The following is a 24,950-nucleotide window of genomic DNA, read 5'->3' as shown; positions in this document are numbered from 1 at the left end:
GGGGGGGGCCGCCCCGCCGAGCGCGGCGCGCCCCCCCCCCCCCCGCCCCCGGGGGGCGGGGGGGGGGGCCCCCCCCGGGGGGGGGGGGGGCCGGGGGCGCCCCCCCCCCCCCACCCCTGTGCCATGACGGCGCACCGGACCAGCCGGGCGCGGACCCGCTCCGGGAACCCCGGTTCAGGCGCCCGACATCTTCCCGAGGTTCCAGGCGTGCTGGTGGCGGGACTGCAGGGTGTCCGGATGATCGGCGCCCAGCACGCGGGTCCGGTCCTCGACGATCGCCGCGTGCAGCGCCGCCGCCTCCTGGTACCGGCCGGTCGCGCTGATGTTCCAGGCATGCTGATGGCGCGACAGCAGGGTGCGGGAGTCGTCGGGGCCCAGGAGCCGCCTGCGGGCCTCCGCGACCGCCCCGTGCAGCTCCGCCGCCTCCTCGTACCGTCCGGTCCTGCCCACGTTCCAGGCGTGCTGGTGCCGCGACAGCAGCGTGTCCGGGTCGTCGGGGCCGAGCACCCGGACACGGTCCTCGACCAGGGCCGCGAAGAGCTCGGCCGCCTCCTGGTTCTTCCCCGCGTCACCCACGAACCAGGCGTCGTTGTGCCGGGACTGCAAGGTGTCCGGATGATCGGCACCCAGGACCCGGACCCGGTCCGCGATGACGCCCGCGAACAGCTCGGCCGCCTCCTGGTGCCGCCCGGCGCTGCCCACGTTCCACGCGTGCTGGTGCCGCGACAGCAGCGTGTCCGGGTGATCGGGCCCGAGGACGCGGGCACGGTCCTCCATCAGCGCCCCGTGCAGCGCCGCCGCGTCGAGGGGCCGGTTCGTGTGCCCGACGTTCCAGGCGTGCTGGTGGCGCGAGTGCAGGGTGTCCAGGTGGTCCGGGCCGAGGACCCGGGCCCGGTCCTCCGCGACCGCCGCGTGCAGCTCCGCCGCCTCCTTGTGCCGGCCGGTCCTGCCGACGTTCCAGGCGTGCTGGTGCCGCGACAGCAGCGTGCGGGAGTCGTCGGGCCCGAAGGCGCGGGCCCGGTCCTCGGCGATCGTGGCGTGCAGCGTCGCCGCCTCCGCGTTCCGGCCTGTCCTGCCCACGTTCCAGGCGTGCTGGTGCCGCGACAGCAGCGTGTCCGGATGTACGGGGCCCAGCACCCGTACGCGGTCCTCGACGAGCGCCGCGAAGAGCGCCACGGCCCGCTTGTTCCGGCCCGCGTCACCCACGAACCAGGCGTCGTTGTGGCGGGACTGCAAGGTGTCCGGATGATCCGCGCCCAGGATCCGGGTCCGGTCCGCGATGACGGACTCGAAGAGCGCCGCCGCCTCCGCGTGGCGGCCGGCGCTGCCCACGTTCCACGCCTGCTGGTGCCGCGACAGCAGCGTGTCCGGGTGATCGGGCCCGAGGACCCGGGCACGATCCTCGACGAGGGCCGCGTGCAGCTCCGCCGCCTCCGCGTTCCGGCCGGCGTTGCCGACGTTCCAGGCGTGCTGGTGCCGGGAGAGCAGCGTGTCCGGGTGGTCGGGTCCCAGGACGCGGGCCCGGTCCCTGACGAGCGCCGCGAAGAGCGCCACGGCGTCCTGCTTCGCGTCGGTCCCGGTCGCCTCCCGGGCGTCGTCCTCCCGGGGCCGCACGGCGTTCGCGGGCTCCGGCTCCAGGATGCGGGTGCCACCCTCGCCGGCGGCCCTGCGCTTGTCGCCCGGCACCGCGTCACTCGGCCGTCCTGCCCGGAAGCCGCCCGGCCAGGACGCGCCGTCACGCGGATCGATGACGCCGCGGAGCCGGTCGCGCACCTCCGCGGCCGTCGCGGGCCGTTGGTCGGGGTCCTTGGCCAGCAGGTCGGTCACCAGCTCGTCCAGCGAGGTCGGGATGCCGCCGCGGCGGCTGCCCGGGGGAATCGGCTCCTGCTGCAGGTGGGCGTACACCAGGGCCCCGGGCTCGGAGGCGTCGAAGGGCGGCCGTCCCGTGAGCAGTTCGTACAGGACGCAGCCGAGTGAGTACAGGTCGCCCCGCCCGTCGCCGGTCCTGCCCTGGAGCCGCTCCGGGGGCATGTACGCCGGGGTGCCGATGACGCGGCTGGCCAGGGTGGCCGCGGACAGGTAGCGGGCGATCCCGAAGTCGAGGACCTTCACGGTGCCGCCCGCGGTGAGCATGACGTTGTCCGGCTTCAGGTCGCGGTGCACCATCTCGACCGCGTGGGCGGCCACCAGCACGTCGGCGATCTGCGCCGTCCAGTCCATGGCCGCGGCCACCGGGGGACGGCCGTCCTGGCGCAGTACCGCGCGCAGGTCACGCCCCTCGACCAGTTCCATCACCAGGAAGAGCGTGCCGTCCGTGTCCTCTCCCAGATCGTGGACGCCCACCACCCCCGGGTGACTCAGCCCGCCCGCGGTGCGCGCCTCACGGAAGAACAGCTCGGCCGCCCCGGCCTCGTCCGGCATGTGGTGGAGGAGCTTGACCGCGACCCGGCGCATGATCCTGTTGTCGCGGGCCTGCCAGACCTCACCCATGCCCCCGCGGCCCAGTAGCTTCTCGAGTTCGTACCGGTGCGCCAACACCCTCGCTGCCAACACTGCCCCCACACTCAGTTCGCCGATGACCGCGGAGCTCCCGTGGACGGCCGCAAGCCGGCCGTACGCGAACGGTTTTCACGCATCCGTCCCCCGGCACGCGGCCCGCGTCGGCGAGCTGCCCCGGCTCCGGGGAGGAGGATGCCACGGCCTGCGACGAAGCGCTGCCACGAACCGGTTCAGGCTACCGCGCGGCGGTGGGGCCGTTGAATCCCAGGGCCGCGAGCGCCCGGGCCGGGTGCCGATCCGCCCGGATCCGCTTCCCCGTCCGGCACATGACGGCGCCGGCGCCCTCGACCGCGGGGGTCGTGGACGCCGGCGCCGCACCGGTTCAGGACACCGTCAGCGCGCGGATCGAGGTCGGCGCGTGGCCGGGCTCGGTCGCCACGTCCTCGAACTCGTTGACGGACGCGATGTCCGAGCCGCTCATCGAGATGTTGGTGACGCGCTCGAGGATCGCCTCGACCACCACCGGCACCCGGTGCTCCGCCGCGAGCTTCTTGGCCTCCTCGAAGGCGGGCAGCAGCTGGTCGGGCTCGGTGACCCGGATGGCCTTGCAGCCCAAGCCCTCGACGACCTTGACGTGGTCGACGCCGTAGACGCCCACTTCCGGGGAGTTGAGGTTCTCGAACTCCAGGTTGACCTGGAAGTCGATGTCGAAGGTGCGCTGCGCCTGCCGGATGAGCCCCAGGTAGGAGTTGTTCACCAGCACGTGGACGTACGGGATGCGGTGCTGCGCGCCGACCGCGAGTTCCTCCAGCATGAACTGGAAGTCGTAGTCGCCGGAGAGCGCGACCACCGAGCCCTCCGGGTCCGCCGTGGCCACGCCGAGCGCGGCGGGGATCGTCCAGCCCAGCGGCCCGGCCTGGCCGCAGTTGATCCAGTGGCGGGGCCGGTAGACGTGCAGCATCTGCGCGCCCGCGATCTGGGAGAGGCCGATGGTGGTGACGTAGCGGGTCTCGGGGCCGAACGCCCGGTTCATCTCCTCGTACACCCGCTGCGGCTTCAGCGGCACGTCGTCGAAGTGCGTGCGCCGCTGGAGCGTCGCCCGGCGTTCCTGCGTGGAGGCCGCCCATCGCGAACGGTCCTTCAGCTGTCCGGCGGCCTTCAGCTCGCGCGCCACCTCGACGAGGACCTCCAGGGCCGCCTTCGCGTCCGAGGCGATGCCGAGGTCCGGGGCGAAGATCTTGCCCAGCTGGGTGGGCTCGATGTCGACGTGGACGAAGGTGCGGCCCTTCGTGTAGACGTCCAGCTTGCCTGTGTGGCGGTTGGCCCAGCGGTTGCCGATGCCGAGGACGAAGTCGGACTCCAGGAAGTTCGCGTTGCCGTAGCGGTGGGAGGTCTGGAGGCCGACCATGCCCGCGTTCAGCTCGTGGTCGTCCGGGAGGATGCCCCAGCCCATCAGGGTGGGGACGACCGGGACGCCGGTCAGCTCGGCGAACTCCACCAGGAGGTGCGACGCGTCGGCGTTGATGATGCCGCCGCCGGCGACGAGCAGCGGGCGCTCGGACGCGTTCAGCATCTCGACGGCCCGCTCGATCTGCTTGCGGCTCGCGGCGGGCTTGTGGACGGGCAGCGGCTCGTAGAGCTCGGGGTCGAACTCGATCTCGGTGAGCTGCACGTCGATCGGCAGGTCGATGAGGACCGGTCCCGGCCGGCCCGTGCGCATCAGGTGGAAGGCCTGCTGGAAGACGCCGGGGACCTGCGCGGCCTCCAGGACGGTGGTCGCGGCCTTGGTCACCGGGGCCGCGATCGACGCGATGTCGACGGCCTGGAAGTCCTCCTTGTGGAGGACCGCCGTCGGGGCCTGGCCGGTGATGCAGAGGATCGGGATCGAGTCGGCGATGGCGGAGTAGAGGCCGGTGATCATGTCGGTCCCCGCGGGCCCCGACGTCCCGATGCAGACACCGATGTTGCCGGCCTTGGCACGGGTGTAGCCCTCGGCCATGTGCGAGGCGCCCTCGACATGGCGCGCGAGGGTGTGGTGCACCCCGCCGGAGGCCTTGAGGGCCGCGTAGAACGGGTTGATCGCCGCACCCGGCACACCGAACGCGTTACTGACGCCTTCGCGCTTGAGGATCTCAACTGCCGCTCGGGCAGCGGTCATACGAGGCATTGAGTGCTCCTGCTCGGACCTGGTGGATTCGGGCTCTGTCGCGCCACCTGAGAGCACCAATTCCGCATTACGGAAGTTTTGTTCTGCTATACGGAATCCAATGTAGGACGACCCCCCAGGGCCGTCAAGAGAACGGGATCCGGCGCTCCCGGGCGGGGGTGAAGACACGACCGCGAAGTACGCCAACTCCCTCACGGGAACGTCGCTCCTGGTGGACGATGGAGTACGGAACGCGGTCGCCGCCGGAGCGGCGGAGGGAAGGGGCAGCACGTGGAGTCCGTACCGGTGCGCTGCCCGGCCTGCCGCAGGGAGCACGCGTACATCACGCCGGTCTACCCCTGCCCGTGCGGCTCCCCCACCGCCCCACCGCTGATGCGCGGCGCGCCCGCGGTGCCCATCACCCACCGCACGTGGAACGACGACTGGGTGAGCGTGCGCTGCCACTCCTGCGGGCGCCGCGACCAGTGGCCGCATCCCGAACTCTGCTGCCCCTGCGGGACGGTGCTGCGCATCCCGGTGCGCCCCGTGGCGACGCGCGGCATCACGCAGGCCGCCGCGGGACCGGCCGCCCCCTCCCCCGTACCGCCGTCCCGCACCGCGGCGCGTCCGCGCCCGTCGTTCAGGCCGCTGGTGATACGCACGGCGCGCGACGCGGTGAGCACGGCGGCGCTGTACCTGCGCTGGCTCGGCTACCGCGACGTCGTCCAGCCCGAGGTACGGCCGAGCTCCCGGATCGACCTCCGGGCCGCCGGTCTCGTGGCGCAGGTCGACGCGACCACGCGGCCCACACCCCTGCGTGACGTCGAGTGCCTCTGGCTCAACGCCCTCAACGCCTCGGTGGCGGCCGTACTGTTCTCCCTGGCCGGCTACACGGACGAGGCCCGCTCCCGCGCGGACGGCCTCGCCATCCCGCTGTTCGTCCTCGACCTCACGGGGACCCCTCAGCCCGCCAACGGTCCGGCCGACGAATTGATCAGCGTCGGCCCCTGAGGCCGCATGATTTCGGTCACCTGTGCCCTGCCGACCGCATATGTTCGGGGCGTTGTCAGTATGAGGACGTAGAGTGAAGGCATGGTCTTAACTCCTCGGCATCCCACTCACTCCTCCCCCGTTTTCCTGACCCAGCCCGCCCACCCCTCCGCCGTCGAGGCGAACGAGGCGATCCGCGCGCTGGTCGACGCGCGCGCCGGCCAGGACTGGACCCCCGTGGAGGCCGCGGAGTACGAGGTACTGCTCGTCGAATGGGCGGCGGCCACCCAGGGCATCGGCTCCGGCGTCACCGAAGCCGCCTGACCCGCCGCCGCCCGTCCGGGACTACGCGCCGTAGGTCTCCCGGAGTTCGACCTTCCGGACCTTCCCGCTGACCGTCATCGGGAAGGCCTCCAGGATCCGCAGGCCGCGCGGGATCTTGTAGTGCGCGAGCTGCTCGCGGCAGTACGCCGTCACCTCGTCCAGCGTCGGCGGGTCCGACGGGTCACGGGGGATGACACAGGCCAGGATCTCCTCGCCGTAGGTCGCGTCGGGCACCCCGACCACCTGGACGTCCGCGATCTTCGGGTGGCCGTACAGGAATTCCTCGATCTCCCGGGGATACACGTTCTCGCCCCCACGGATGATCACGTCCTTGATCCGGCCGACGATCTGGACGTAGCCGTCCTCCCTCATCACCGCGAGGTCGCCGGTGTGCATCCAGCGTCCCGCGTCGACGACTTCGGCGGTCCGCTCGGGCTGGTCCCAGTATCCGAGCATCACGCTGTAGCCCCGGGTGCACAGTTCACCGGCCTCGCCGCGCGGCAGGGTCACGCCCGTCACCGGGTCGACGACCTTGACCTCGATGTGCGGCATCACGCGCCCGACCGTGCCGGTGCGGCGCTCCAGGTCGTCGTCCCTGCGGGTCTGGGTGGAGACCGGGGAGGTCTCCGTCATCCCGTAACAGATGGACACCTCCTCCATGTGCATCTCGGCGACCACCCGCTTCATCACCTCGACCGGGCACGGCGATCCGGCCATGATCCCGGTACGCAGCGAGGAGAGGTCGTACGAGGCGAAGCCGGGCAGGTTCAGCTCCGCGATGAACATGGTGGGCACGCCGTAGAGCGAGGTGCAGCGCTCCTGCTCGACGGCGGCCAGCACCGAGGCGGGCTCGAAGGCAGGGGCGGGGATCACGGCGCAGGCGCCGTGGGAGGTGATGGCGAGGTTTCCCATGACCATGCCGAAGCAGTGGTAGAACGGCACGGGCAGGCAGACCCGGTCCTGTTCGGTGTAGGCGATCATCTCCCCCACGAAGTAGCCGTTGTTGAGGATGTTGTGGTGGGAGAGGACGGCCCCCTTGGGGAAGCCGGTGGTGCCGGAGGTGTACTGGATGTTGATCGGGTCGTCGCAGGACAACCCGGCCTCCCGCTCGGCCAGTTGGTCTCCCGTCACCGATGCCGCGGCGGTGGTCAGCTCGTCCCAGGACGGGTCACCGATGTAGTGGACCGACCGCAGGGCGGGACACTCGGCGCGCACCTGGTCCACCAGCGCCCGGTAGTCACTGGTGCGGTGGGCGAGCGAGGCGACCAGGACGGAGATGCCGGCCTGCCCCAGCACGTACTTCAGTTCGTGCGCGCGGTAGGCGGGATTGATCGTGACCATGACGGCCCCGATGCGCGCCGTCGCGTACTGGACGAGGACCCATTCCGGGCAGTTCACCGCCCAGATGCCGACCCGGTCGCCCTTGGCCACCCCGGACGCCATCAGCCCCCGGGCCAGTTCCTCCACGTCGGCGCCGAAGCGCGCGTAGGTCCAGCGGCGTCCCGAGACCACGTCGACCAGGGCCTCCCGCTCGCCGAACGCCTCGATCGCCCGGTCCAGGTTGCGGCCGATGGTGTCGCCGAGCAGGGCGGTACCGCCCGTGCCGTGCGCGTAGGAGAGGCCGGTCACCGGAAGTCCCCCTCGTCGAACTCGGTACCGGCGCCCTGCGCCGTCCGCTCGCGCAGCTCGATCCTGCGGATCTTCCCGGAGACGGTCTTGGGCAGGTCGGCGAATTCCAGCCTGCGGATGCGTTTGTACGGGGCGAGGACCGACCGGGAGTGCTCGAACAGCACCTTGGCGGTGTCGGGGCCGGGTTCCCAGCCCGCCGCGAGCACGACGTACGCCTTCGGGACGGAGAGGCGGACCGGGTCGGGGGCGGGCACGACGGCGGCCTCGGCCACCGCCTCGTGCTCCAGCAGGGCGCTCTCCAGCTCGAACGGCGAGATCTTGTAGTCGGACGCCTTGAAGACGTCGTCCGCGCGGCCGACGTAGGTGAGGTAGCCGTCCTCGTCGCGCGCGCCGATGTCCCCGGTGCGGTAGTAGCCGCCTGCCATGGCCTCGGCGGTGCGCTCGGGGTCGCCGTGGTAACCCGTCATCAGCCCGACCGGGGCGTTGGACAGGTCGAGGGAGATCTCGCCCTCCCGGGCTCCCGGCTCACCGGAGACCGGGTCCAGCAGCACGACCTGGAAGCCGGGGCTCGGACGCCCCATGGAGCCGGCCTTGAGCAGCTGCCCCGGGCTGTTCGCCACCTGGACGGAGGTCTCGGTCTGGCCGAAGCCGTCCCTGATGGTGACGCCCCAGGCGCGCCGGACGCTCTCGATGACCTCGGGGTTGAGCGGCTCACCGGCGGCGACGGCCTCCCTGGGCGGGGTGCGCAGCTGGGAGAGGTCGGCCTGGATGAGCATCCGCCAGACCGTGGGCGGGGCACAGAAACTGGTGACTTCCGAGCGGTCCATCTCCGCCATCAGCCGGGCGGCGTCGAAGCGGGTGTAGTTGAAGATGAAGACCGTGGCCTCGGCGGTCCAGGGAGCGAAGAGGTTCGACCAGGCGTGCTTCGCCCAGCCGGGTGAGGAGATGTTCAGGTGCACGTCGCCGGGCTTGAGCCCGATCCAGTACATCGTGGACAAGTGGCCGACCGGGTACGAGACATGGGTGTGCTCGACCAGCTTCGGGCTCGCCGTCGTCCCGGAGGTGAAGTACAGCATCAGCGGTTCGTCGGCGTCGGTCGCCGCGTCCGGGGTGAACGTCTCCGGCGCCCTGTCCGCGTCGCCGTAGGAGAGCCAGCCCTCGACGTCGCCGCCGACGGCGATGCGGGTGTAGTCACCGGGCACCTCGTCGAACTTCCCGGTGTCGGCCGACCGAACGAGGACATGGCGCACCCGGCCGCGCTCGACCCGGTCGCGCAGGTCGACCGGCCCCAGCAGCGGGGTGGCGGGGATGACGACGGCGCGCAGCTTCATCGCGGCGAGGGCGGTCTCCCACAGCTCGGTCTGGTTGCCGAGCATCACCAGGACCCGGTCCCCCGCGGCCACGCCCTGGGCCCGCAGCCAGTTCGCGGCACTGTTCGAGCGGGCCGCCATCCGGGCGAAGGAGACCTCCGTGCGTCCGCCGTCCTCCTCCACGATGTGCAGGGCGGTGCGGTCGTTGCCCTCGGCGATGACGTCGAACCAGTCGAGCGCCCAGTTGAACCGGTCGAGCCGGGGCCAGCTGAAGCCCGCGTAGGCCGCGGAGTAGTCCTCGCGGTGTGCGATCAGAAAGTCCCGGGCCGCCCGGAACGTCTCCGTCGCAGTGGTTGCCGGCATGTGTCCTCCTCGTTGCGAACCCGTCCTTTAACATCATGTGAACAGTGACCCAGATCTCACCACCCCCGAACGGGGGTACGGCGGAACAGGGCGGGGTGTCATCGGCGTGCCGGAAGCGGGCGAGGAGACCGAGTTGCGCGCGGCCCTGCTGCGGCTGCGCCGGACGAGCGGGCTGCCGGTGGTCTTCGGCGGGCTGCTGTCCGACGCGCGCCACGCCAGGATCGCCGAGCTGAGCGGGGCGCAGACCCCCGCACTGCGCGGTCTCATGATCTCGGCGGGCAGCGGTCTCGGCGGGAAGGCGATCGCGCTGTCACGGCCGTGCGCGGTCACGGACTACCCCTCGGCCCGCCACATCAGCCACGAGTACGACACGGCCGTCGCCGCCGAGGGCCTGCGCTCGGTCGTCGCCGTGCCCGTCGTCGTGCGCCGCACGGTGCGCGGGGTGCTGTACGGGGCGCTGCGCGAGCCGCTCACCCTCGGCGACCGTGCGTTCGACGCGGCGGTCTCGGCGGCCCGCGACGTGGAGCAGGCCCTCGCCGTACGGGACGAGGTGCAGCGGCTCCTGGCCACCACCAGGGACCGGGTCACCGATCCGGGCACGGGACCCGGCACCTGGGAGGACGTCCGGGAGGTCCATCGCGAGCTGCGGGCCCTGGCCCCGAGGATCGCCGACCCCGCACTGCGCGAGGAGCTGCTCTCGGTGTGCGGCCGGCTCGCGTCGGCCGCCGGGGCGGAGCGGCCACGGGCGGGCGGACCGGTCCGGCTGGCGCCGCGCGAGCTGGACGTGATCGCCTGCGTCGCCTCGGGCGCGACGAACGCCGCGACGGCCGGCCGGCTGGGCCTGCGGCCCGAGACCGTGAAGAGCTATCTGCGGTCGGCGATGCGGAAGCTGGGGGCGCGTACCCGGCTGGAGGCCGTGGTGGCGGCACGGCGTGCGGGGCTGCTGCCCTGAGCGCCGGGGCGCCCCCAGGCCAGGAGGTGCGGGTGGATCAGGCGCCGACGTCGACGAACGTGCCGAACCGGACGTCGTGCGAGGGTGCCGGAGCCATGACCTTCAGCGTCTCCAGGGCCTCCCGGGTGATCTCGTCGCGCGCGGCCGGGCCGGTCTCCCCCAGCGGCTGCACCGTGACGACCGCCTCGTCCGCGGCCTCGTCGAGGCGCCAGAGCGCGGCCAGGAAGCCGTCGACGAGGACGGTTCCGTAGGCCTGGTTGCCCACGCCGTTGCTCCCCTTGTACGCGGGCGGGATCAGCCGGGTCCGGTCGGCGTGTCCGAGCAGCACGTTGTCGAACTCCGGCAGGAAGCGCGGCGGGGCCGGGGTGTCCGGGTCGGGACGCGGGGCGCCGGGCAGGTCGAAGAGCTCGGTGCCGTTCTCGTCGCGGAAGGTGAGCAGCTCCGGCCGCAGCCGCTCGAAGACCTCGCGCATCCGGGTGAGCCCGGCCCACATCTGCATGTCCTTGACCGAAGCGGGCCCGAAGGCACCGAGGTAGCGCAGCACGGTCGCGTCCGGTGAGGCGGCGGGTCGCGGCGGGCTGTCCAGCCAGTGCTCGGCCGTCGTCAGGGCGACCTGACCGCTGCGCCCCCACAGCCCGCGCGGGGTGACCTGGACCAGCGGCAGCAGGCAGCGTGCGGCGACGGCGAGCGCCCGTGGGTCGGCCTCGGGCCAGGGGCGCAGGAGTTCCTCGCGCAGCTCCTTCATGGTGCGGGGCCGCTCCTCGACGAGCTCCCTGCTGAGCGCGGCGAGCCGGTCGAGGTCCACACCGGCGAGCCCGTGCCGGAACATGTGCAGCTCCCGCTGCCGGGCGGGCTGGACCAGCGGGCGCAGGGTGAGGGCGTCCTCGGCGGTGTGGGTGTGGATCGTGGAGCGCAGGGTGACGATCCTGACCACCTCCCGGGACTCCATGAGCGAGGAGAGCTCTGCGGGATCGAAGCCCTCCAGGCGGGCGCGGAGCTGGAAGTACGGCGGCCGGGTGTTCTGGGCCTGCAGACCGACCAGGTGACCGATGGCCTCCTTCGCCGGCAGGGCGGCCCGGCGCAGCAGCAACTGACGCTCCAGAGTCGCCCTGTTGAGCGCGCGGGTGGAGAGCAGGGGTGCGTTCTTCGCGGCCATGTCCCGCAGCGTACGCGGGCCCGTCGGCGCCGGTCGGCGAAGCGCGACACTCGCGGGGGCCGCGGCGCCGCGGCCCGGGCGGGGCGGGCCCTCATGATGGGGCGGGTGATCAGTGTCCTGTTCGCCGTCCTGACCGCGCTCAGCAACGGCTCCGCCTCCGTCCTCCAGCGGCGGGCCGCGCTCACGGTGCCCGACAGCGAGGCGATGCGCCTGTCACTGATCGGGCGTCTGGTGCGCCAGAAGGTGTGGCTCGCCGGGATCGGCCTCGTGATCGTCGCCGCCGTATGCCAGGCGGTGGCGCTGGCCACGGGCCCGATCGCGGTCGTCCAGCCGATCTTCGTCATCGAGCTTCCCGCCACGCTGCTCATCGCCGGGTTCGTCATGCGGGTGAAGGTCACCCGCCCGGTCTGGTACGGGGTGGCCGCCGTGACGCTGGGGCTGGCCCTCGCCATGGCCGCCGCCGATCCCGCCGGAGGCAGCGACGACGTCAGGGGCGCGGCCTGGATCCCCGCCCTGGTGGCGACCGGGGCGTTCGAGGCCGCGCTGATCGCCGGCGCGCTCGGCACCCGGGGCAACCCCAGGGCCGCGTTGCTGGGCCTTGCGGCGGCCTGCGGTTACGCGCTGACCGCCGCGCTGATGAAGGACGCCATGGCGCGGCTGGACAGCGACGGCGCGGTCGGCCTGCTGACGGCGTGGCAGCTGTACGCCACCGCTGCGGCCGGCGTCGGCGCGCTGTTCCTCCTCCAGAACGCGCTCCAGGCGGGCAGCCTCGTCGCCGTACAGCCGATGCTGACGCTGGGGGACGCGCTGATCAGTGTGCTGTACGGGGTGACGCTGTTCGGCGAGGAGCTGCGGGCCGGGTGGTGGCTGCTGCCCCAGCTGGCCGGGCTCGCGCTGATCGCCGTCGGCTGCGTCGTGCTCTCGCGTTCGCCGCTGGCCACCGCCGGACCGCCGCCCGGCACGCGGTGAACGGGGTTCAGGGGCGCCCCCGGGCGGGGACCTCCTCGCCGGGCGGCACCGGTCCGGGCGGGGTGCCGTCGCCGAACGGCCGGCCGCCCAGCTGCTCGCGGTGGTGCGGGGTCCGCCATCCCGACAGATCGGGGCCGAGCGGCACGATCCCGGTCGGGTTGATGCCTGTGTGCACCTGGTGGTAGTGCCGCTTGATGTGGTCGAAGTCGACGGTGTCGCCGAAGCCGGGCGTCTGGTAGAGGTCGCGGACGTACGCCCACAGGACCGGGTCCTCGGTCAGTTTCGAGCGGTTGCACTTGAAGTGCCCGTGGTAGACGGCGTCGAAGCGCACGAGCGTGGTGAACAGCCGGATGTCGGCCTCGGTGATCGTGTCCCCGACGAGGTAGCGCTGCCCGGCGAGTCGCTCGGAGACCAGGTCCAGGCGGCGGAAGACATCGACGTACGCCGCTTCGTACTCCCCCTGTTCCGAGGCGAAGCCGGCCCGGTAGACCCCGTTGTTGACGTCCCGGTAGATCCCGTCCATCACCTCGTCGATCCCGGCGCGCAGCGGCCCGGGGTACAGGTCGGGGGCGCCGGGGCGGTGCAGCTCGGTCCACTCGGTGGCCAGGTCGAGCGTGATCTGCTGGTAGTCGTTGGTGACCAGGGTCCGGGTCGGTACGTCGACGACGGCGGGCACGCTGACCCCGCCGGGGTAGCCGCGTTCCCTCGCGTCGTACGCCTCGCTCAGGAAGCGGATGCCGAGCACCGGGTCCCTGCCGTCCTCGTCGAGGGTGAACCGCCAGCTGCGGTCGTCCTGGATCGGGTCGGCGACGGCGAGCGAGAGCGCGCTCTCCAGCCCGAGCAGCCGGCGGGAGACCAGGGCGCGGCTCGCCCACGGGCAGGCGCGGCTGACGACCAGCCGGTAGCGCCCGGACTCGACGGGCCAGCCGTCACGGCCGTCGGCGGTGATGCGGTCGGCGAAGTGGCTGCGCGAGCGTTTGAAGGGCTTGTGGCCGTACGAGGTGTTGGCGTTCGGTCCCTGGTCCTCGGTGTCGTTCATCGTGGTCTCCCCGGCGCTTCGGTGGCTTCGGTGGCTTCGGACGTCTCGGAACGTCTCCTTCCCCGCCGGCCCGCCCCGACATCGGCCAGGGCCACGATCAGAGCCGCGAGGACGAACGCGACGGAGACGACGAGTCCGTGGTCGTAGGCGCCCGCCCAGTCGTCGGGGCCCAGCCTGGCGAAGAAGACCGAACCGACGGCGGCGATCCCGATGGCCGAGCCGACGCGCTGGCTGGTCTGGAGGGTGCCCCCGGCACTGCCCGCGTTGTTCACCGGCACCTCGGAGAGGGTGAGGGTCTGGTTGGGTGCGATGACCAGTCCGCTGCCCAGCCCCGACAGCAGCAGTGGGGCGGCCATCGCGAGCCCGGCGCCCCGCCCCGGCACCAGGTGCGCGGCCAGTGCGGTGAGGCCGAGCCCCACGGCGACCATGCTCAGTCCCACGACGATGAGGGGCCGCCCGAAACGGCCGACCAGCCGGCCGCCGATACTCGCCGACGCGCCCGCGCCCAGGGCGAACGGGGTGATCGCGAGCCCGGCCTCCAGGGCGCTGTAGTGGAGTCCGGACTGGAGGTAGAGGGTGCTGATGAAGAAGATCGAGGTGAATCCCGCGAAGTACAGCAGGATCATCAGGCAGCCCAGCCAGAAGGCCCTGAGCCGGAAGAGCGCCAGGTTGAGCACCGGCTGGACGCCACGCCGTACGCAGCGGGAGTCCCAGGCGACGAACGCGGCGAGCAGCGCGGCGGCGACCGGCACGAGCAGCCACTTGCCGTTCCCCGGCCACTGCTGGGCCTGGACGAACGGCAGCAGCAGGGCGAGCACCCCCGCGCCGAGCAGCAGCACGCCGACCGGGTCCAGGTCGCGCGGGCGCACCCGGCCGGCCGACGGGGTGTCGGGGAGCAGCCGCCGCGCGAGGAAGAGGCAGAGGGCCCCGATGGGGAGGTTGACGTAGAACACCCAGCGCCAGCCCTCCTCGGCCCCGGCGCCCTGGATCAGCAGACCTCCCAGCAGCGGGCCGACGGCGGTGGAGATGCCGACCACCGTGCCGAACATGCCGAAGGCGCGGCCTCGCTCGCGTCCGGAGAACATCTGCTGGATCAGCGCGGAGATCTGGGGCGAGAGCAGCCCGCCCGCCGCGCCCTGCAGCAGCCGGGCGACGACCAGCCACAGACTGGACTGGGCGGCCCCACAGGCGGCGGAGGCGAGGGTGAAGAGGGTCAGCCCGGCCATGAAGACGGTGCGCCTGCCCCGCGCGTCGCCCAGCCTCCCCCCGGGGATGAGGACGAGGCCGAAGGCCAGCGCGTAGCCGGACAGCACCCACTGGAGGTCGGATTCCGGGGTGTCGAGGCCCTCTTTGATGGACGGCAGCGCCACGTTGACGATGGAGACGTCCAGCAGGGTCATGAAGCCGGCCACCAGGCAGACGGCGAGGGCGCGCCAGCGACGGGGGTCGGCGGGGCCGGTACCGGGCTTGCCCGTGTCCCGGTGGTCCGTGCTCTCTGCCATGCTCGGCACCCTAGTTCGCCTCCGCCCGGACCCGGCCCGGGCGCGCCGTGCGGCGGGACGGCGTCCGGTGGTCCGGGCGCGCCGTGCGGCGGGACGGCGTCCGGTGGCCCGGACGCGCCGTGCGGCGGGACGGCGGCCGGTGGTCCGGACGCGCCGTGCGGCGGAGGGCGTCCGGTGCGCCGTGCGGCGGGCTGCGTGCGGGCAGGCGTGTCCGGCGCCGTGGTGGGTACCGACTGAGCATGACTGTCGGTAAAACGAGCGTTCTGGTCCTGGACTGTGCCGAGCCGCTGGAACTGGCTGACTTCTATGCGAACTTCCTCGACGCGGAGGTGAGGATCGGGAGCGATCCCGACTTCGTCGAGATCGTCGGCCCCGCCGGGGTGCACCTGGCCGTCCGTCGCGACCACGGCTACGCGCCGCCGAGCTGGCCGCGCCCCGAGGACTCCCACCAGGCGCATCTGCGCATCCTGGTCGATCCCGGGGACATGGACGAGGCCGAGCGCGAGGCGATAGGCCTCGGCGCCCGGCCCGTCGACACGGGGGACAGCAACAGCGGCCCGCGCGACGTCCGTGTCTACACCGATCCGGCCGGGCACTCGTTCTCCCTGGCCGTCTACCCGGCCCGGCAGCCCGGCACCCCGTAGACCACGGCTGCCCCGCGTCCTACACCGGCGCGGGGACGGCGAGACCGATGCCCGTGTGGCCCCGGCCGGCGTCGACGGTGTCGAACAGCCGGTTGGCGGGCCTCGGGAGCCCGTAGTGCTCGCGCAGCGTGGCTCCCGTGTACTCCGTCCGGAACAGGCCCCGCTCCTGGAGCAGAGGGACGACGCGGTCGACGAATGCCTCCAGGCCGGAGGGGAGGACGGCGGGCATGATGTTGAAGCCGTCGGCCGCCCCGCTCTCGAACCAGTGCTCGATGGTGTCGGCGACCTGCTCGGCCGTGCCGGCGAAGGTGCGGTGCCCGCGTCCGCCGCCGAGCCGGCCGATGAGCTCGCGCACCGTCAGCCTCTCGCGTCTGGCGAGCTCCACGACCAGGGTGTAGCGGCTCTTGGCCCCCTCGATCTCGTCCTCGTCGGGCAGACCGTCGGGCAGCTCACGGTCGAGGTGCAGGTCCGCCGGGTCGAGCCCGAGTGTGGCGGCCAGCTGGCGCTTGGCGTACTCCGGGACGATCAGCCGGTCGAGTTCGGCGTCGAGTTCCCGTGCCTCCGCCTCGGTGTCACCGATGACCGGGACGATGCCGGGCAGGATCTTGACGCCGTCGGGATTGCGGCCGAGCGCCTCCGCTCGCCCCTTGACGTCCGCGTAGAAGGCGATGCCCTCCTGGAGGGTCTGCTGCGCCGTGAACACCGCCTCGGCGTACCGGGCCGCGAAGTCCTTGCCGCTCTCGCTGGATCCGGCCTGCACGAGCAGCGGGTAGCCCTGCGGTGGCCTCTGGACGTTGAGCGGGCCGTCGACCCGGAAGAACTCGCCGGTGTGGGCGATGCCCCGCACCCGGTCCGCCCGTGCGTGGACGCCGGCCTCCTTGTCGGCCACGACGGCGTCGTCCGCCCAGCTGTCCCAGAGCTTCGTGGACACCTCGACGAACTCGGCGGCGCGCCGGTAGCGGTCCCGGTGCAGCGGTGTGTCGTCCAGGCCGAAGTTGCGGGCCGCGTCGGCCCCGGCGGTGGTGACGATGTTCCATCCGGCCCGGCCGCCGGAGATGTGGTCCAGGGAGGCGAACCGGCGGGCCAGGTTGTACGGCTCGTTGTAGCTGGTCGAGGCGGTCGCGATCAGCCCGATGTGCTCGGTGACCGCGGCCAGGGCGGTGAGCAGCAGGGTGGGTTCCAGCTTGGCGGCGGGGCGCCGGCCGGGGTCTCCCGCCAGGACGGGGCCGTCGGCGAAGAAGAGGGAGTCCAGGCGCCCGCGTTCGGCAATGCGGGCCAGGTTCTTGTAGTGCTCCAGGTCGGAGTCGGCCTCGGCGCGGCTCTCGGGGAGACGCCAGGACGCCTCGTGATGGCCGGTGGACATCAGGAACGCGTTCAGGTGGAGCTGCTTGCGCGGCATGGGTGTCTTCTCCTGAGAAGCTGGGGCGATCAGTGCGTGAGCTGGGGCCGCGCCACGCCCAGGGCAGCGAGCAGGGTGTCGCGGTACTCCTGGAAGCGCGGTTCGCGGCGGGAGCGCGGTGACGGCAGGTCGATCCTGAGGTCGACGCGAATGCGGCCCTCCTCCAGGACGAGGACACGGTCGGCGAGTTCGACGGCCTCGTCGACGTCGTGGGTGACGAGCAGCACGGCCGGCCGGTGACGTTCGTACAGCTCGCGCAGGAGGCCGTGCATCTTGATCCGGGTCAGCGCGTCGAGCGCCCCGAACGGCTCGTCGGCCAGCAGGAGTTCGGGGTCGCGCACCAGCGCGCGGGCCAGGGCTGCACGCTGCTGTTCACCGCCGGAGAGCTCATGGGGCCAGGAGCGTTCGCGGCCCTGGAGGCCGACCTCGGCCAGTGCGGTCAGCCCCCGCTCCCGTGCTCCGGGGCCGCGCAGCCCGAGGGTGACGTTGTCGAGCACCCTCAGCCAGGGCAGCAGCCGGGAGTCCTGGAAGGAGAGCGAGACCCGGTCGGGCACGGAGAGCTCGCCGGAGCCCTCGACGGTGTGGTCGAGGCGGGCGACGGCCCGGAGCAGGGTGGACTTGCCGGACCCGCTGCGGCCGAGGAGAGCGGTGAACTCCCCCTGCGGCACGGTCAGGTCGAGCTCCCTGAGGACGTCGCGGTCGCCGAATCGGCGTACGAGCCCGGTGGTGCGGATGGCGGGACGGTCGTCCGTCAGCCCGCCAGGGTGCGTCGCCATGACAGGACCTTCCTTTCGGCGGCGCGTACGGCCGCGTCCGAGGTGAAGCCGAAGATCCCGTAGGCCACGAGGCCCACGACGATCACGTCGGACTGGGCGTACTGCTGGGCCTGGAACATCATGTAGCCGATCCCGCTGGTGGCGTTGATCTGCTCGACCACGATGAGACCGAGCCAGGACGAGGTGACGCCGAGGCGCAGCCCGACGAAGAAGCCGGGCAGCGAGCCGGGCACGACGACCTTGCGCAGGAACGTCGCACGGCTCAGGTCGAGTCCCTCGGCGAGTTCGACGTACCTGCCGTCGATGCCGGTCAGTGAGGCGTAGGTGTTGATGTACATGTTCACCGCGACGCCGAGCGCGATCACGGTGACCTTCATCTGCTCGCCGATGCCGAGCCAGAGGATGAGCAGCGGGAGCATGGCCAGGGAGGGGATGGCCCGCTTGATCTGGAGCGGACCGTCCAGCAGGTACTCACCACTGCGGCTGAGGCCGGCCGCCACCGCGAGGACCACCCCGGCGGACACGCCGAAGAACAGGCCGAGTCCGGCGCGCCGCAGGGAGATCAGCACGTTGTCCTGGAGACGGCCGGACTCGATCAGGTCGGCCGCTGTGGCGAGCACCGTGCCGGGAGACGACAGGATGCGCGGGTCGAGCTGCCCGGAGGCGGAGGCCGCCCACCAGGCGAGGACGAGCAGCGCGGGGCCGATCAGGCGCCCCAGCGGGAGGGACCGTCCCGGGCCGAGCCGCCTGCGGGTGCCCCGGGAGACGCGCACCGGCGCTGCGCCGGTGTGCGGCGCTCCCGGCTCGGTTTCCGCCGTCCGCGCGCCGACCGGGTGCCGTTCCGTCATCAGGCCGCTCATGACTCCTCCCGGTACTCGGCGGCCACGGCTTCGGCCGCGAGCCCTTCGAAGCGGCGGTCGAAGAGTGCGGAGGCCTTCTGCTTCGGCACGAAGCCCCCTTCGGCCAGCAGGTCGGCCGTCTCCTGCTCCCAGGCGAGCGCCTCGTCCCAGCTGACGGGGAACTGCGGTTTGCGCTGGGAGTCGACGATGCGTCTGCCGTCCTCCTTCGACACGCCCTGGTCCTTCACGTAGTACGTGTCGATCCACTCGTCCTGGTTCTCCCAGGCCCAGACCTGCCCCCGCGCCCACAACGACACGAAACCGCGCACCGCCTTGGTCTTCTCCGGGTCGTCGAGGACCTCGGTGGGCACCCAGAGCACGGTCAGCAGGTCGACGACGTCCGTCTTCACCGCGCCGGCGCCGTCCTTGGCGTACTGGTCGAGGTACTTCGTCAGGGTCGGCTCGGGCAGCGGGGCCACGTCCACCTGCCCGGACTGCAGCGCGGTGAGGAACTGGGTACTGGGCAGGGGGACCAGTTCGGCGTCGGAGTTCCTCAGTCCCGCCTCCTTGAGCGCGCGCAGGACGACGACGCCCTGTGCCTGCCCCTGGGAGAACGCGATCTTCTTCCCCCGGAAGTCCTCGGCCTTCGTGAGGGACGATCCAGGTGCCGTGGCAAAGGTGTAGAGCGGATTCCGGCGTACCTGTACGGCGACGATTTTCGCCTGGAGTCCGATGGCGTGCGCCTGGATCGGTGGAATTCCCGCATTGGTCGCCAGGTCGATGGATTTGGCGCGGAATCCCTGAATCACATCAGGCCCCGCGGTCAGGTTCGGCCATTCGGCGACGGTGAATTCGAGCTCCTTGCCGAGGCCGGACGGCTTCAGCTGGAGCTGCGTCGAACGGGCGGCGATCTTGAGCTCGGTTCCGGGTGCCGGCTTTCCCGAGGGCAGGGCGCCGGAGGGTTCCGCGCCGGCCAGGGTTCCGGCCTGCGGGGAGCACGCGGCGAGACTCAGTACGGTGCCTCCCGCGAGAGCGAGGAACGATCTCCGGCCCAGGGGCCGCCGGTTGTCGTGGCGTGTCATCGTGAATTCCTGATCACTGGTCGGGCGCGGGGCGGATGGAGTGGTACGAGCCGTCGTGGAAGAGCAGCGGGGCGCGTCGCTCGTCGAGCCAGGACTCATCGACCCGGGCGATGACGATGCGGTGGTCACCGGCCGGGACGATGCCGCTGACCGTGAGCCGCAGCCAGCCCGCAACCCCGTCGAGCACCGGTTCGCCCCCGGCGAGCCGGCGCCATCCGGTCGGCGCCGCGAAGCGGTCGATGCCGCTGGTGGCGAACGTGGTGGCCAGGCCCGCCTGTTCGGCGCCGAGGAAGTTGACCACGGCGGTGGACGCCCGCTCGATGTGCGGCCAGGAGGAGGTGGACGTCCCGACGCCGAACGAGACCAGCGGAGGGCTGAGGGAGAGCGAACTGAGCGAGGTGGCGGTGAAACCCACCGGGCCGCGCCCGGCGTCGGCGGTCACGACCACGACGCCCGCGGGGTGCCTGCGGAAGGCCTGCCGGAATCGCTCCGGAGCGATTCCGGCAGCGGGCGCGGGGGCGGACACGGCGGGTTCGGGCGACGGGACTGCGGTGTACGAGGACACGGTGACGGTCAATGTCTCTCCCCGGTCGGAATACGGGCGTGGGTAGGGGGAACGGGCGCACGCAGGCGCCTCGGGGCGCGGGAACGTGCGCGGACGCGCGCAGAGCGCGGGAACGGCCGGCGGGAGGGAATCACGCACCGGTGCGGACCACCCGGCGGAACAGCTGGGCTTATCGACGACCCGGACAGGGACGACAACAGGAATGCCGGGCGATTTCGCTCACCGGCACGGCCGCGCGGCAGGTGCGCGCCCGGTCGGGCACGTCCCCTGAATTCCGCTGTCGGCTGGTCATGAATTCATCTTCCCGTTCGGCGTGCGGCCGGTCAACAATGCAACGTTCTGAATTAAAGCGGGAACGGCTCGCGGTCAGCAGACAGCGGGCAGCGCCGGCCACGGACACAGGGGATCGGTGTAGAGCGCGCCGAGCGCCACCGCCCCGCCCGCCGTGGACAGCACCGATCCGGTGAAACTGCTGGGTACCACGGTCCGTTCGGGGTCGTCGCAGACCCAGGAGCGCATCCCCGCCTCCTCCCTGAGGTCGGCGAGACAGCCGGGGATCAGGCCGGTGCCGGGCTCGACCACCACCAGGCACTGCGGGTCGAACATGTCCAGGAGCAGCGCCGCGGCCCTGCCGATCAGCCGGGCACGGCGGCGGAACAGGGCCACCGCGCGCGGCTCCCCGGCAACCGCGTGGTCCAGCAGTTCCTGGAACGTTCCCACGCGGAGGTCCTGTTCGGCCGCGCGGCGGATCATCGCCCGCTCGGACACCTCGGACTGCAGGCAGCCGGTGCGCCCGCAACGGCAGGGCTCCGCGTCACCCGATCCGCCCGAGCCGAGCGGGAGATGGGCGACGCTGCCCGCTCCGGAGCGCGGGCCCCGGTGCAGCTCACCGGCGGTGGCGAAGGCCGCGTCCACGACGGCGCCGACGAAGAGCAGGACCGTACTGGCCCGGGTCGACACCTCTCCGAACATCTGCTCGGCCCGGGCCAAGGCCCGCGAGTGGCTGTCGACATGGACCGGAAGCCCGGTGGCGGCGGCGAGGATCTCGCGTACGGGTACGGCACGCCAGCCGAGGTGGGGGTGCTCCACGACGACCCCGGCCGCCGGGTCCACCCGGTGGCCCGTGGCGACGCCCAGCGCCAGCACCCGGCGCCCGTCCGCGTGGGCGGTCGTCAGCGGGCCCAGCCGGGCGGCGATGCCGTCGAGGATCCGGCGCGGATCGGTACCGGGGTGCGGCCTGCGCTCCTCGGCCACGACGCGGCCCCGCAGGTCCATCAGGGCGACCGTCGAGTGGGCGACCGCGATGTGGGCGCCGGCCACGAGGAAGCGGCTGGTGTCGATGTCGACCGGCACGTGGGGGCGCCCGAGCCCACGTGGCCCGGTCGTCTCGGCGCTCTCCCGCACGAGGCCGCGGGAGAGCAACTGCCCCACGTGGCCCGTCACCGAGGCGGGCGAGAGGCCGGTGAGCCGGGCGACGGTCGAGCGGGCCACGGGCCCGTGGTCGAGGATCGCGCCCAGGACCGAGCCCGTGCCGGAGGCGCGGCGGGCGCCGGAGGGAGGGATCTCGGAGCGGCGCGGGGGCCGGGTGCGGGGGCGGGTGCGGCTGGGCACGGGCGGACTCGTCACAGGTTCGTCCAGGTACCTCGGTGCAGCGGGCGTGGAGGCGAGTCCCCCTCGAATCGGGGTTCTCCCGGCGGGAACCGGTGGCTTCGTACGGCCGGATCCGCGCGCGTCCGTGAAGGGGGCGTCCGCGCGTCGCCGGGAAGGGAAGGGACCTCCGGGGAAGGACTACGCGGACTCGGGGGTTCTCAGACCCGGTGACACGCCGCGGAGCACACGCGCTTCAGGTCGACATGACCTCGCGTCGTCAGGTGTGCGGAGCGCTGCATGTCACGCAACGTATCCGGCCGGCGGTGAGGGGTCAAACACCTGACCGCATGGTGGACTTCGGTCCCGCGGAACGGCCGGGGGGCCCGTCGGGACCACGCGCGTCGTCCCGCAGGTCGTCGGCCCGCTCCGGCACACCCGCCCGCCGGAAGGTCCCGTCGCACCGGCCCGGAACGGAACTCGGCTCCGACGACGGGGCGATGACGCCCGGAATTAACCTCCGGTCTCTTGCCACACCTGGTCTACGCGCATAGTTTTTGCCCCCTCACTACATACTTGGGGGCAGTTCCCGTGCACATAGCCAGACCCGGCTCCGCCCTGCTGGCCGCCGCCGTCGCCGTCACCCTGTCGGTCACCGCGCTGCCCGCCGCCTTCGCGGCACCGTCGTCGTCGGCCGTCATCTCCGAGGTGTACGGCGGCGGGGGCAACTCCGGTGCGACGCTCACCCGTGACTTCATCGAGCTCGCCAACGCCGGGCAGAGCTCCTTCGGCCTGTCCGGCTTCAGTGTCCAGTACCTGCCGGGCACCCCGTCCGCCGGTTCGCTGTGGCAGGTCTCCGCGCTGTCCGGCGCCGTCGCGCCCGGCGGTCGTTACCTCGTCGCGCAGGCCGCGGGCACCGGCGGCACGGTGGCCCTTCCGGCCGCCGACGCGACGGGCACGGTGGCGATGTCCGCGGCGAGCGGCACCGTCGCTCTCGTCTCCGGCACCACCCCGCTGACCTGCAAGACCGCCGCCGACTGCGCCGCCGACACACGGATCGTCGACCTCGTGGGCTACGGCTCAGCGGTGGTCCGGGAGGGCAGCGGCCCGGTGACGGGTGCCTCCGCCACCGCGTCCGTGGCCCGCGGATCGTCGCTTGCGGATACCGACGACAACGCCGCCGACCTGGCCTCCGGCACCCCGACGCCGGTCAACGCGGCGGGCGAGACGTCCGGCGGGACCGGCCCGGGCGAGCCCGGCGGACCGACCGAGCCCGGCACCGTGCGGGTCCACGACATCCAGGGCACCACCCGCCTCTCGCCGCTCGCCGGGCAGTCGGTGACCGGGGTCCCCGGCATCGTCACGGGCGTGCGGGCCTCGGGCTCACGCGGCTTCTGGATCCAGGACACCGCCCCGGACGCCGACGCCCGCACGAGCGAGGGCGTGTTCGTCTACACCGGCTCCGCAGCCCCCACCGTCGCCGTCGGCGACTCGGTGCTGGTCAGCGGAAAGGTCGCCGAGTACTACCCGGCGACCGGGGCCCAGTCGCTCACCCAGATCACCGCCCCGCTCACCACGGTGCTGTCCTCCGGCAACGCGCTGCCCGACGCGGTCGTCCTGGACCCCTCCTCGGTGCCGGACGGCTACGTGCCGTCGGCCGGCGGCGGGTCGATCGAAGGGCTGGCGCTCGACCCGGCGGCGTACGCCCTGGACCTGTACGAGTCGCTCGAGGGCACCCGCGTCACGATGGCCGACACCCGGGTGACGGGTGCGACGACCGCGTACGACGAGGTCTGGGTGACGGTGAAGCCGCAGGAGAACCCGACCGTGCGCGGCGGCACGCTCTACGCCTCCTACCAGGACCAGAACACCGGCCGCCTCAAGGTGATGTCGCTGAACCCGGCGCAGCCCGTCCCGGCGGCGAACGTCGGTGACGTGCTGTCCGGCACCACCACGGGCGTCGTCGACTACGCGTCCTTCGGCGGCTACAACGTCCAGGCCACCGAGCTCGGCACGCTGAAGGACAACGGCCTCAAGCGCGAGGTGACCCGGAAGCAGAAGGGCAAGGAGCTGGCCGTCGCCACGTACAACGTGGAGAACCTCGACGCGGCCGACGACCAGGCCAAGTTCGACACCCTCGCCCAGGGGGTGGCGGTCAGCCTCGCCTCCCCCGACATCGTGTCCCTGGAGGAGATCCAGGACGACAACGGTGCGGTGAACGACGGAACCGTGGGCTCCGAGGCGACGCTGAAGCGCTTCACCGACGCCATCGTTGCGGCGGGCGGGCCCCGTTACGCGTGGCGGTACGTGGCACCCGCGGACGGCCAGGACGGCGGTGAGCCCGGTGGCAACATCCGTAACGTCTTCCTCTTCAACCCCGAGCGGGTCGACTTCGTGGACCGTGCGGGCGGCGACGCCACCACCGCGGTCCAGGCGGTGAAGACGAAGAAGGGGGCCACGCTCTCCGTCTCGCCCGGCCGCATCAACCCCACGAGCACGGCCTGGGCCAGCAGCCGCAAGCCGCTGGTCGGCGAGTTCCGCTTCCGTGGCGAGTCGGTCTTCGTCATCGGCAACCACTTCGCGTCCAAGGGCGGCGACCAGCCTCTGCACGGCCGCTTCCAGGAGCCGGCGCGCAGCTCCGAGACGCAGCGGGTGCGCCAGGCCGCGGAGGTCAACACCTTCGTGACCTCGCTGCTGAAGGCGGACACGTCGGCCCAGGTCGTCACGCTCGGCGACCTGAACGACTTCGCCTTCTCCCCCACCATGGCGGCGCTGACCGGCGGCGAGGTGCTCAAGCCGCTGATCACGACGCTGCCCGCAGGCGAGCAGTACAGCTATGTGTACGACGGCAACTCGCAGACGCTGGACCACATCCTGACCAGCCCCGCCGTGCGCCGCTTCGACTACGACGTGGTGCACATCAACGCGGAGTTCGCCGACCAGGCGAGCGACCACGACCCGCAGATCGTGCGGTTCGACGTGAAGGGCCAGGGCAAGGGTCACCAGCACTGACACTCCCCCGGGTGGCGGCTCCGTGACGGGCCGCCACCCGGATCACCGGGACGGCAGCGGCCCTCACACGGATCGGCAAGTGCCGGGGCCACCGCGCGGGCCGGCCACGGTCCGCCCGTAGCCCCCGCCCGGTCCGGCCGGGCGAGGGGCTGGGGGCGCCGGCCGGC

Annotated in this window: 19 protein-coding genes; 6 read left to right on the top strand and 13 right to left on the bottom strand. The window is 72.5% G+C overall.

Going from position 1 to position 24,950, the window contains the following annotated elements:
- Positions 1-174: 174 nt before the first annotated feature.
- Complete coding sequence (locus ACFY8O_RS32390) at positions 175-2,553, bottom strand: serine/threonine-protein kinase (protein ID WP_387908698.1); 2,379 nt, start codon at positions 2,551-2,553, stop codon at positions 175-177.
- A gap of 328 nt (positions 2,554-2,881) precedes the next feature.
- Positions 2,882-4,666, bottom strand: a complete 1,785-nt coding sequence (gene gcl, locus ACFY8O_RS32385; protein WP_387908696.1) for a glyoxylate carboligase — start codon at positions 4,664-4,666, stop codon at positions 2,882-2,884.
- 270 nt (positions 4,667-4,936) lie between these two features.
- Between gcl and ACFY8O_RS32380 the strand changes: the two genes are divergently transcribed.
- Positions 4,937-5,656, top strand: a complete 720-nt coding sequence (locus ACFY8O_RS32380) for a hypothetical protein (RefSeq protein ID WP_387908694.1) — start codon at positions 4,937-4,939, stop codon at positions 5,654-5,656.
- 81 nt (positions 5,657-5,737) lie between these two features.
- On the top strand, positions 5,738-5,959 hold the full coding sequence (locus tag ACFY8O_RS32375) for a hypothetical protein (protein ID WP_145812717.1): 222 nt from the start codon (positions 5,738-5,740) through the stop codon (positions 5,957-5,959).
- Positions 5,960-5,980: 21 nt separating this feature from the next.
- On the opposite strand, the gene ACFY8O_RS32370 is transcribed toward ACFY8O_RS32375, so the two are convergent.
- Together ACFY8O_RS32370 and ACFY8O_RS32365 are read right to left on the bottom strand one after the other, a co-directional pair.
- Positions 5,981-7,588 (bottom strand): AMP-binding protein, encoded by a 1,608-nt coding sequence (locus tag ACFY8O_RS32370; protein ID WP_387908691.1) that lies wholly within the window; start codon positions 7,586-7,588, stop codon positions 5,981-5,983.
- Positions 7,585-9,261, bottom strand: a complete 1,677-nt coding sequence (locus ACFY8O_RS32365; protein WP_145812713.1) for an AMP-binding protein — start codon at positions 9,259-9,261, stop codon at positions 7,585-7,587. Before ACFY8O_RS32365 ends, ACFY8O_RS32370 begins: the two co-directional genes overlap by 4 nt.
- Before the next feature lie 106 nt (positions 9,262-9,367).
- On the opposite strand from ACFY8O_RS32365, the gene ACFY8O_RS32360 reads away from it, so the two are divergent.
- A complete protein-coding gene (locus tag ACFY8O_RS32360) occupies positions 9,368-10,213 on the top strand; it encodes a helix-turn-helix transcriptional regulator (protein ID WP_145812730.1) in 846 nt (281 codons plus the stop codon).
- Between the two features lie 37 nt (positions 10,214-10,250).
- Here the strand turns inward: ACFY8O_RS32360 and ACFY8O_RS32355 are convergent, their stop codons facing one another.
- Positions 10,251-11,369, bottom strand: a complete 1,119-nt coding sequence (locus ACFY8O_RS32355) for a winged helix DNA-binding domain-containing protein (RefSeq protein ID WP_387908689.1) — start codon at positions 11,367-11,369, stop codon at positions 10,251-10,253.
- A gap of 105 nt (positions 11,370-11,474) precedes the next feature.
- Between ACFY8O_RS32355 and ACFY8O_RS32350 the strand changes: the two genes are divergently transcribed.
- Positions 11,475-12,338: a DMT family transporter gene (locus tag ACFY8O_RS32350; RefSeq protein ID WP_387908687.1), complete on the top strand. Its 864-nt coding sequence runs from the start codon at positions 11,475-11,477 to the stop codon at positions 12,336-12,338.
- A 7-nt stretch (positions 12,339-12,345) separates the two neighbouring features.
- On the opposite strand, the gene ACFY8O_RS32345 is transcribed toward ACFY8O_RS32350, so the two are convergent.
- Both ACFY8O_RS32345 and ACFY8O_RS32340 read right to left on the bottom strand, forming a co-directional pair.
- On the bottom strand, positions 12,346-13,377 hold the full coding sequence (locus ACFY8O_RS32345) for a glutathione S-transferase family protein (protein WP_387908685.1): 1,032 nt from the start codon (positions 13,375-13,377) through the stop codon (positions 12,346-12,348).
- On the bottom strand, positions 13,374-14,879 hold the full coding sequence (locus tag ACFY8O_RS32340) for an MFS transporter (protein ID WP_387908683.1): 1,506 nt from the start codon (positions 14,877-14,879) through the stop codon (positions 13,374-13,376). The genes ACFY8O_RS32345 and ACFY8O_RS32340 overlap by 4 nt, the downstream gene beginning before the upstream one ends.
- Before the next feature lie 239 nt (positions 14,880-15,118).
- Here ACFY8O_RS32340 and ACFY8O_RS32335 point away from each other — a divergent pair, with 239 nt between their 5' ends.
- Positions 15,119-15,523, top strand: coding sequence for a VOC family protein (locus ACFY8O_RS32335; protein ID WP_145812703.1), 405 nt, complete (start codon positions 15,119-15,121; stop codon positions 15,521-15,523).
- Between the two features lie 19 nt (positions 15,524-15,542).
- Here ACFY8O_RS32335 and ACFY8O_RS32330 read toward each other — a convergent pair whose 3' ends face one another.
- From ACFY8O_RS32330 to ACFY8O_RS32305, 6 genes are all read right to left on the bottom strand, one after another.
- Positions 15,543-16,922, bottom strand: coding sequence for an LLM class flavin-dependent oxidoreductase (locus ACFY8O_RS32330; protein ID WP_387908680.1), 1,380 nt, complete (start codon positions 16,920-16,922; stop codon positions 15,543-15,545).
- A 29-nt stretch (positions 16,923-16,951) separates the two neighbouring features.
- The gene (locus ACFY8O_RS32325; RefSeq protein ID WP_145812699.1) at positions 16,952-17,698 is read right to left on the bottom strand and encodes an ABC transporter ATP-binding protein; all 747 of its coding nucleotides are present in this window, start codon (positions 17,696-17,698) and stop codon (positions 16,952-16,954) included.
- Positions 17,674-18,558: an ABC transporter permease gene (locus ACFY8O_RS32320; RefSeq protein ID WP_145812697.1), complete on the bottom strand. Its 885-nt coding sequence runs from the start codon at positions 18,556-18,558 to the stop codon at positions 17,674-17,676. Before ACFY8O_RS32320 ends, ACFY8O_RS32325 begins: the two co-directional genes overlap by 25 nt.
- Positions 18,555-19,619, bottom strand: coding sequence for an ABC transporter substrate-binding protein (locus ACFY8O_RS32315; RefSeq protein WP_387908678.1), 1,065 nt, complete (start codon positions 19,617-19,619; stop codon positions 18,555-18,557). The genes ACFY8O_RS32320 and ACFY8O_RS32315 overlap by 4 nt, the downstream gene beginning before the upstream one ends.
- 13 nt (positions 19,620-19,632) lie before the next feature.
- Entirely contained in the window at positions 19,633-20,196 is a 564-nt protein-coding gene (locus ACFY8O_RS32310; RefSeq protein ID WP_387908676.1) for a flavin reductase family protein, read from the bottom strand.
- Between the two features lie 354 nt (positions 20,197-20,550).
- The gene (locus ACFY8O_RS32305; protein ID WP_387908674.1) at positions 20,551-21,795 is read right to left on the bottom strand and encodes an ROK family protein; all 1,245 of its coding nucleotides are present in this window, start codon (positions 21,793-21,795) and stop codon (positions 20,551-20,553) included.
- Positions 21,796-22,362: 567 nt separating this feature from the next.
- Between ACFY8O_RS32305 and ACFY8O_RS32300 the strand changes: the two genes are divergently transcribed.
- Positions 22,363-24,783 (top strand): endonuclease/exonuclease/phosphatase family protein, encoded by a 2,421-nt coding sequence (locus ACFY8O_RS32300; protein ID WP_387908672.1) that lies wholly within the window; start codon positions 22,363-22,365, stop codon positions 24,781-24,783.
- Positions 24,784-24,950: the final 167 nt, after the last annotated feature.

Origin of the sequence: Streptomyces argenteolus, from assembly GCF_042902585.1 — a bacterium.
In the GTDB taxonomy this organism is placed as follows: Bacteria; Actinomycetota; Actinomycetes; order Streptomycetales; family Streptomycetaceae; genus Streptomyces; species Streptomyces argenteolus.
Note: the sequence above shows the minus strand (reverse complement) of the source record. Positions and strands in the feature narration are given on the sequence as shown.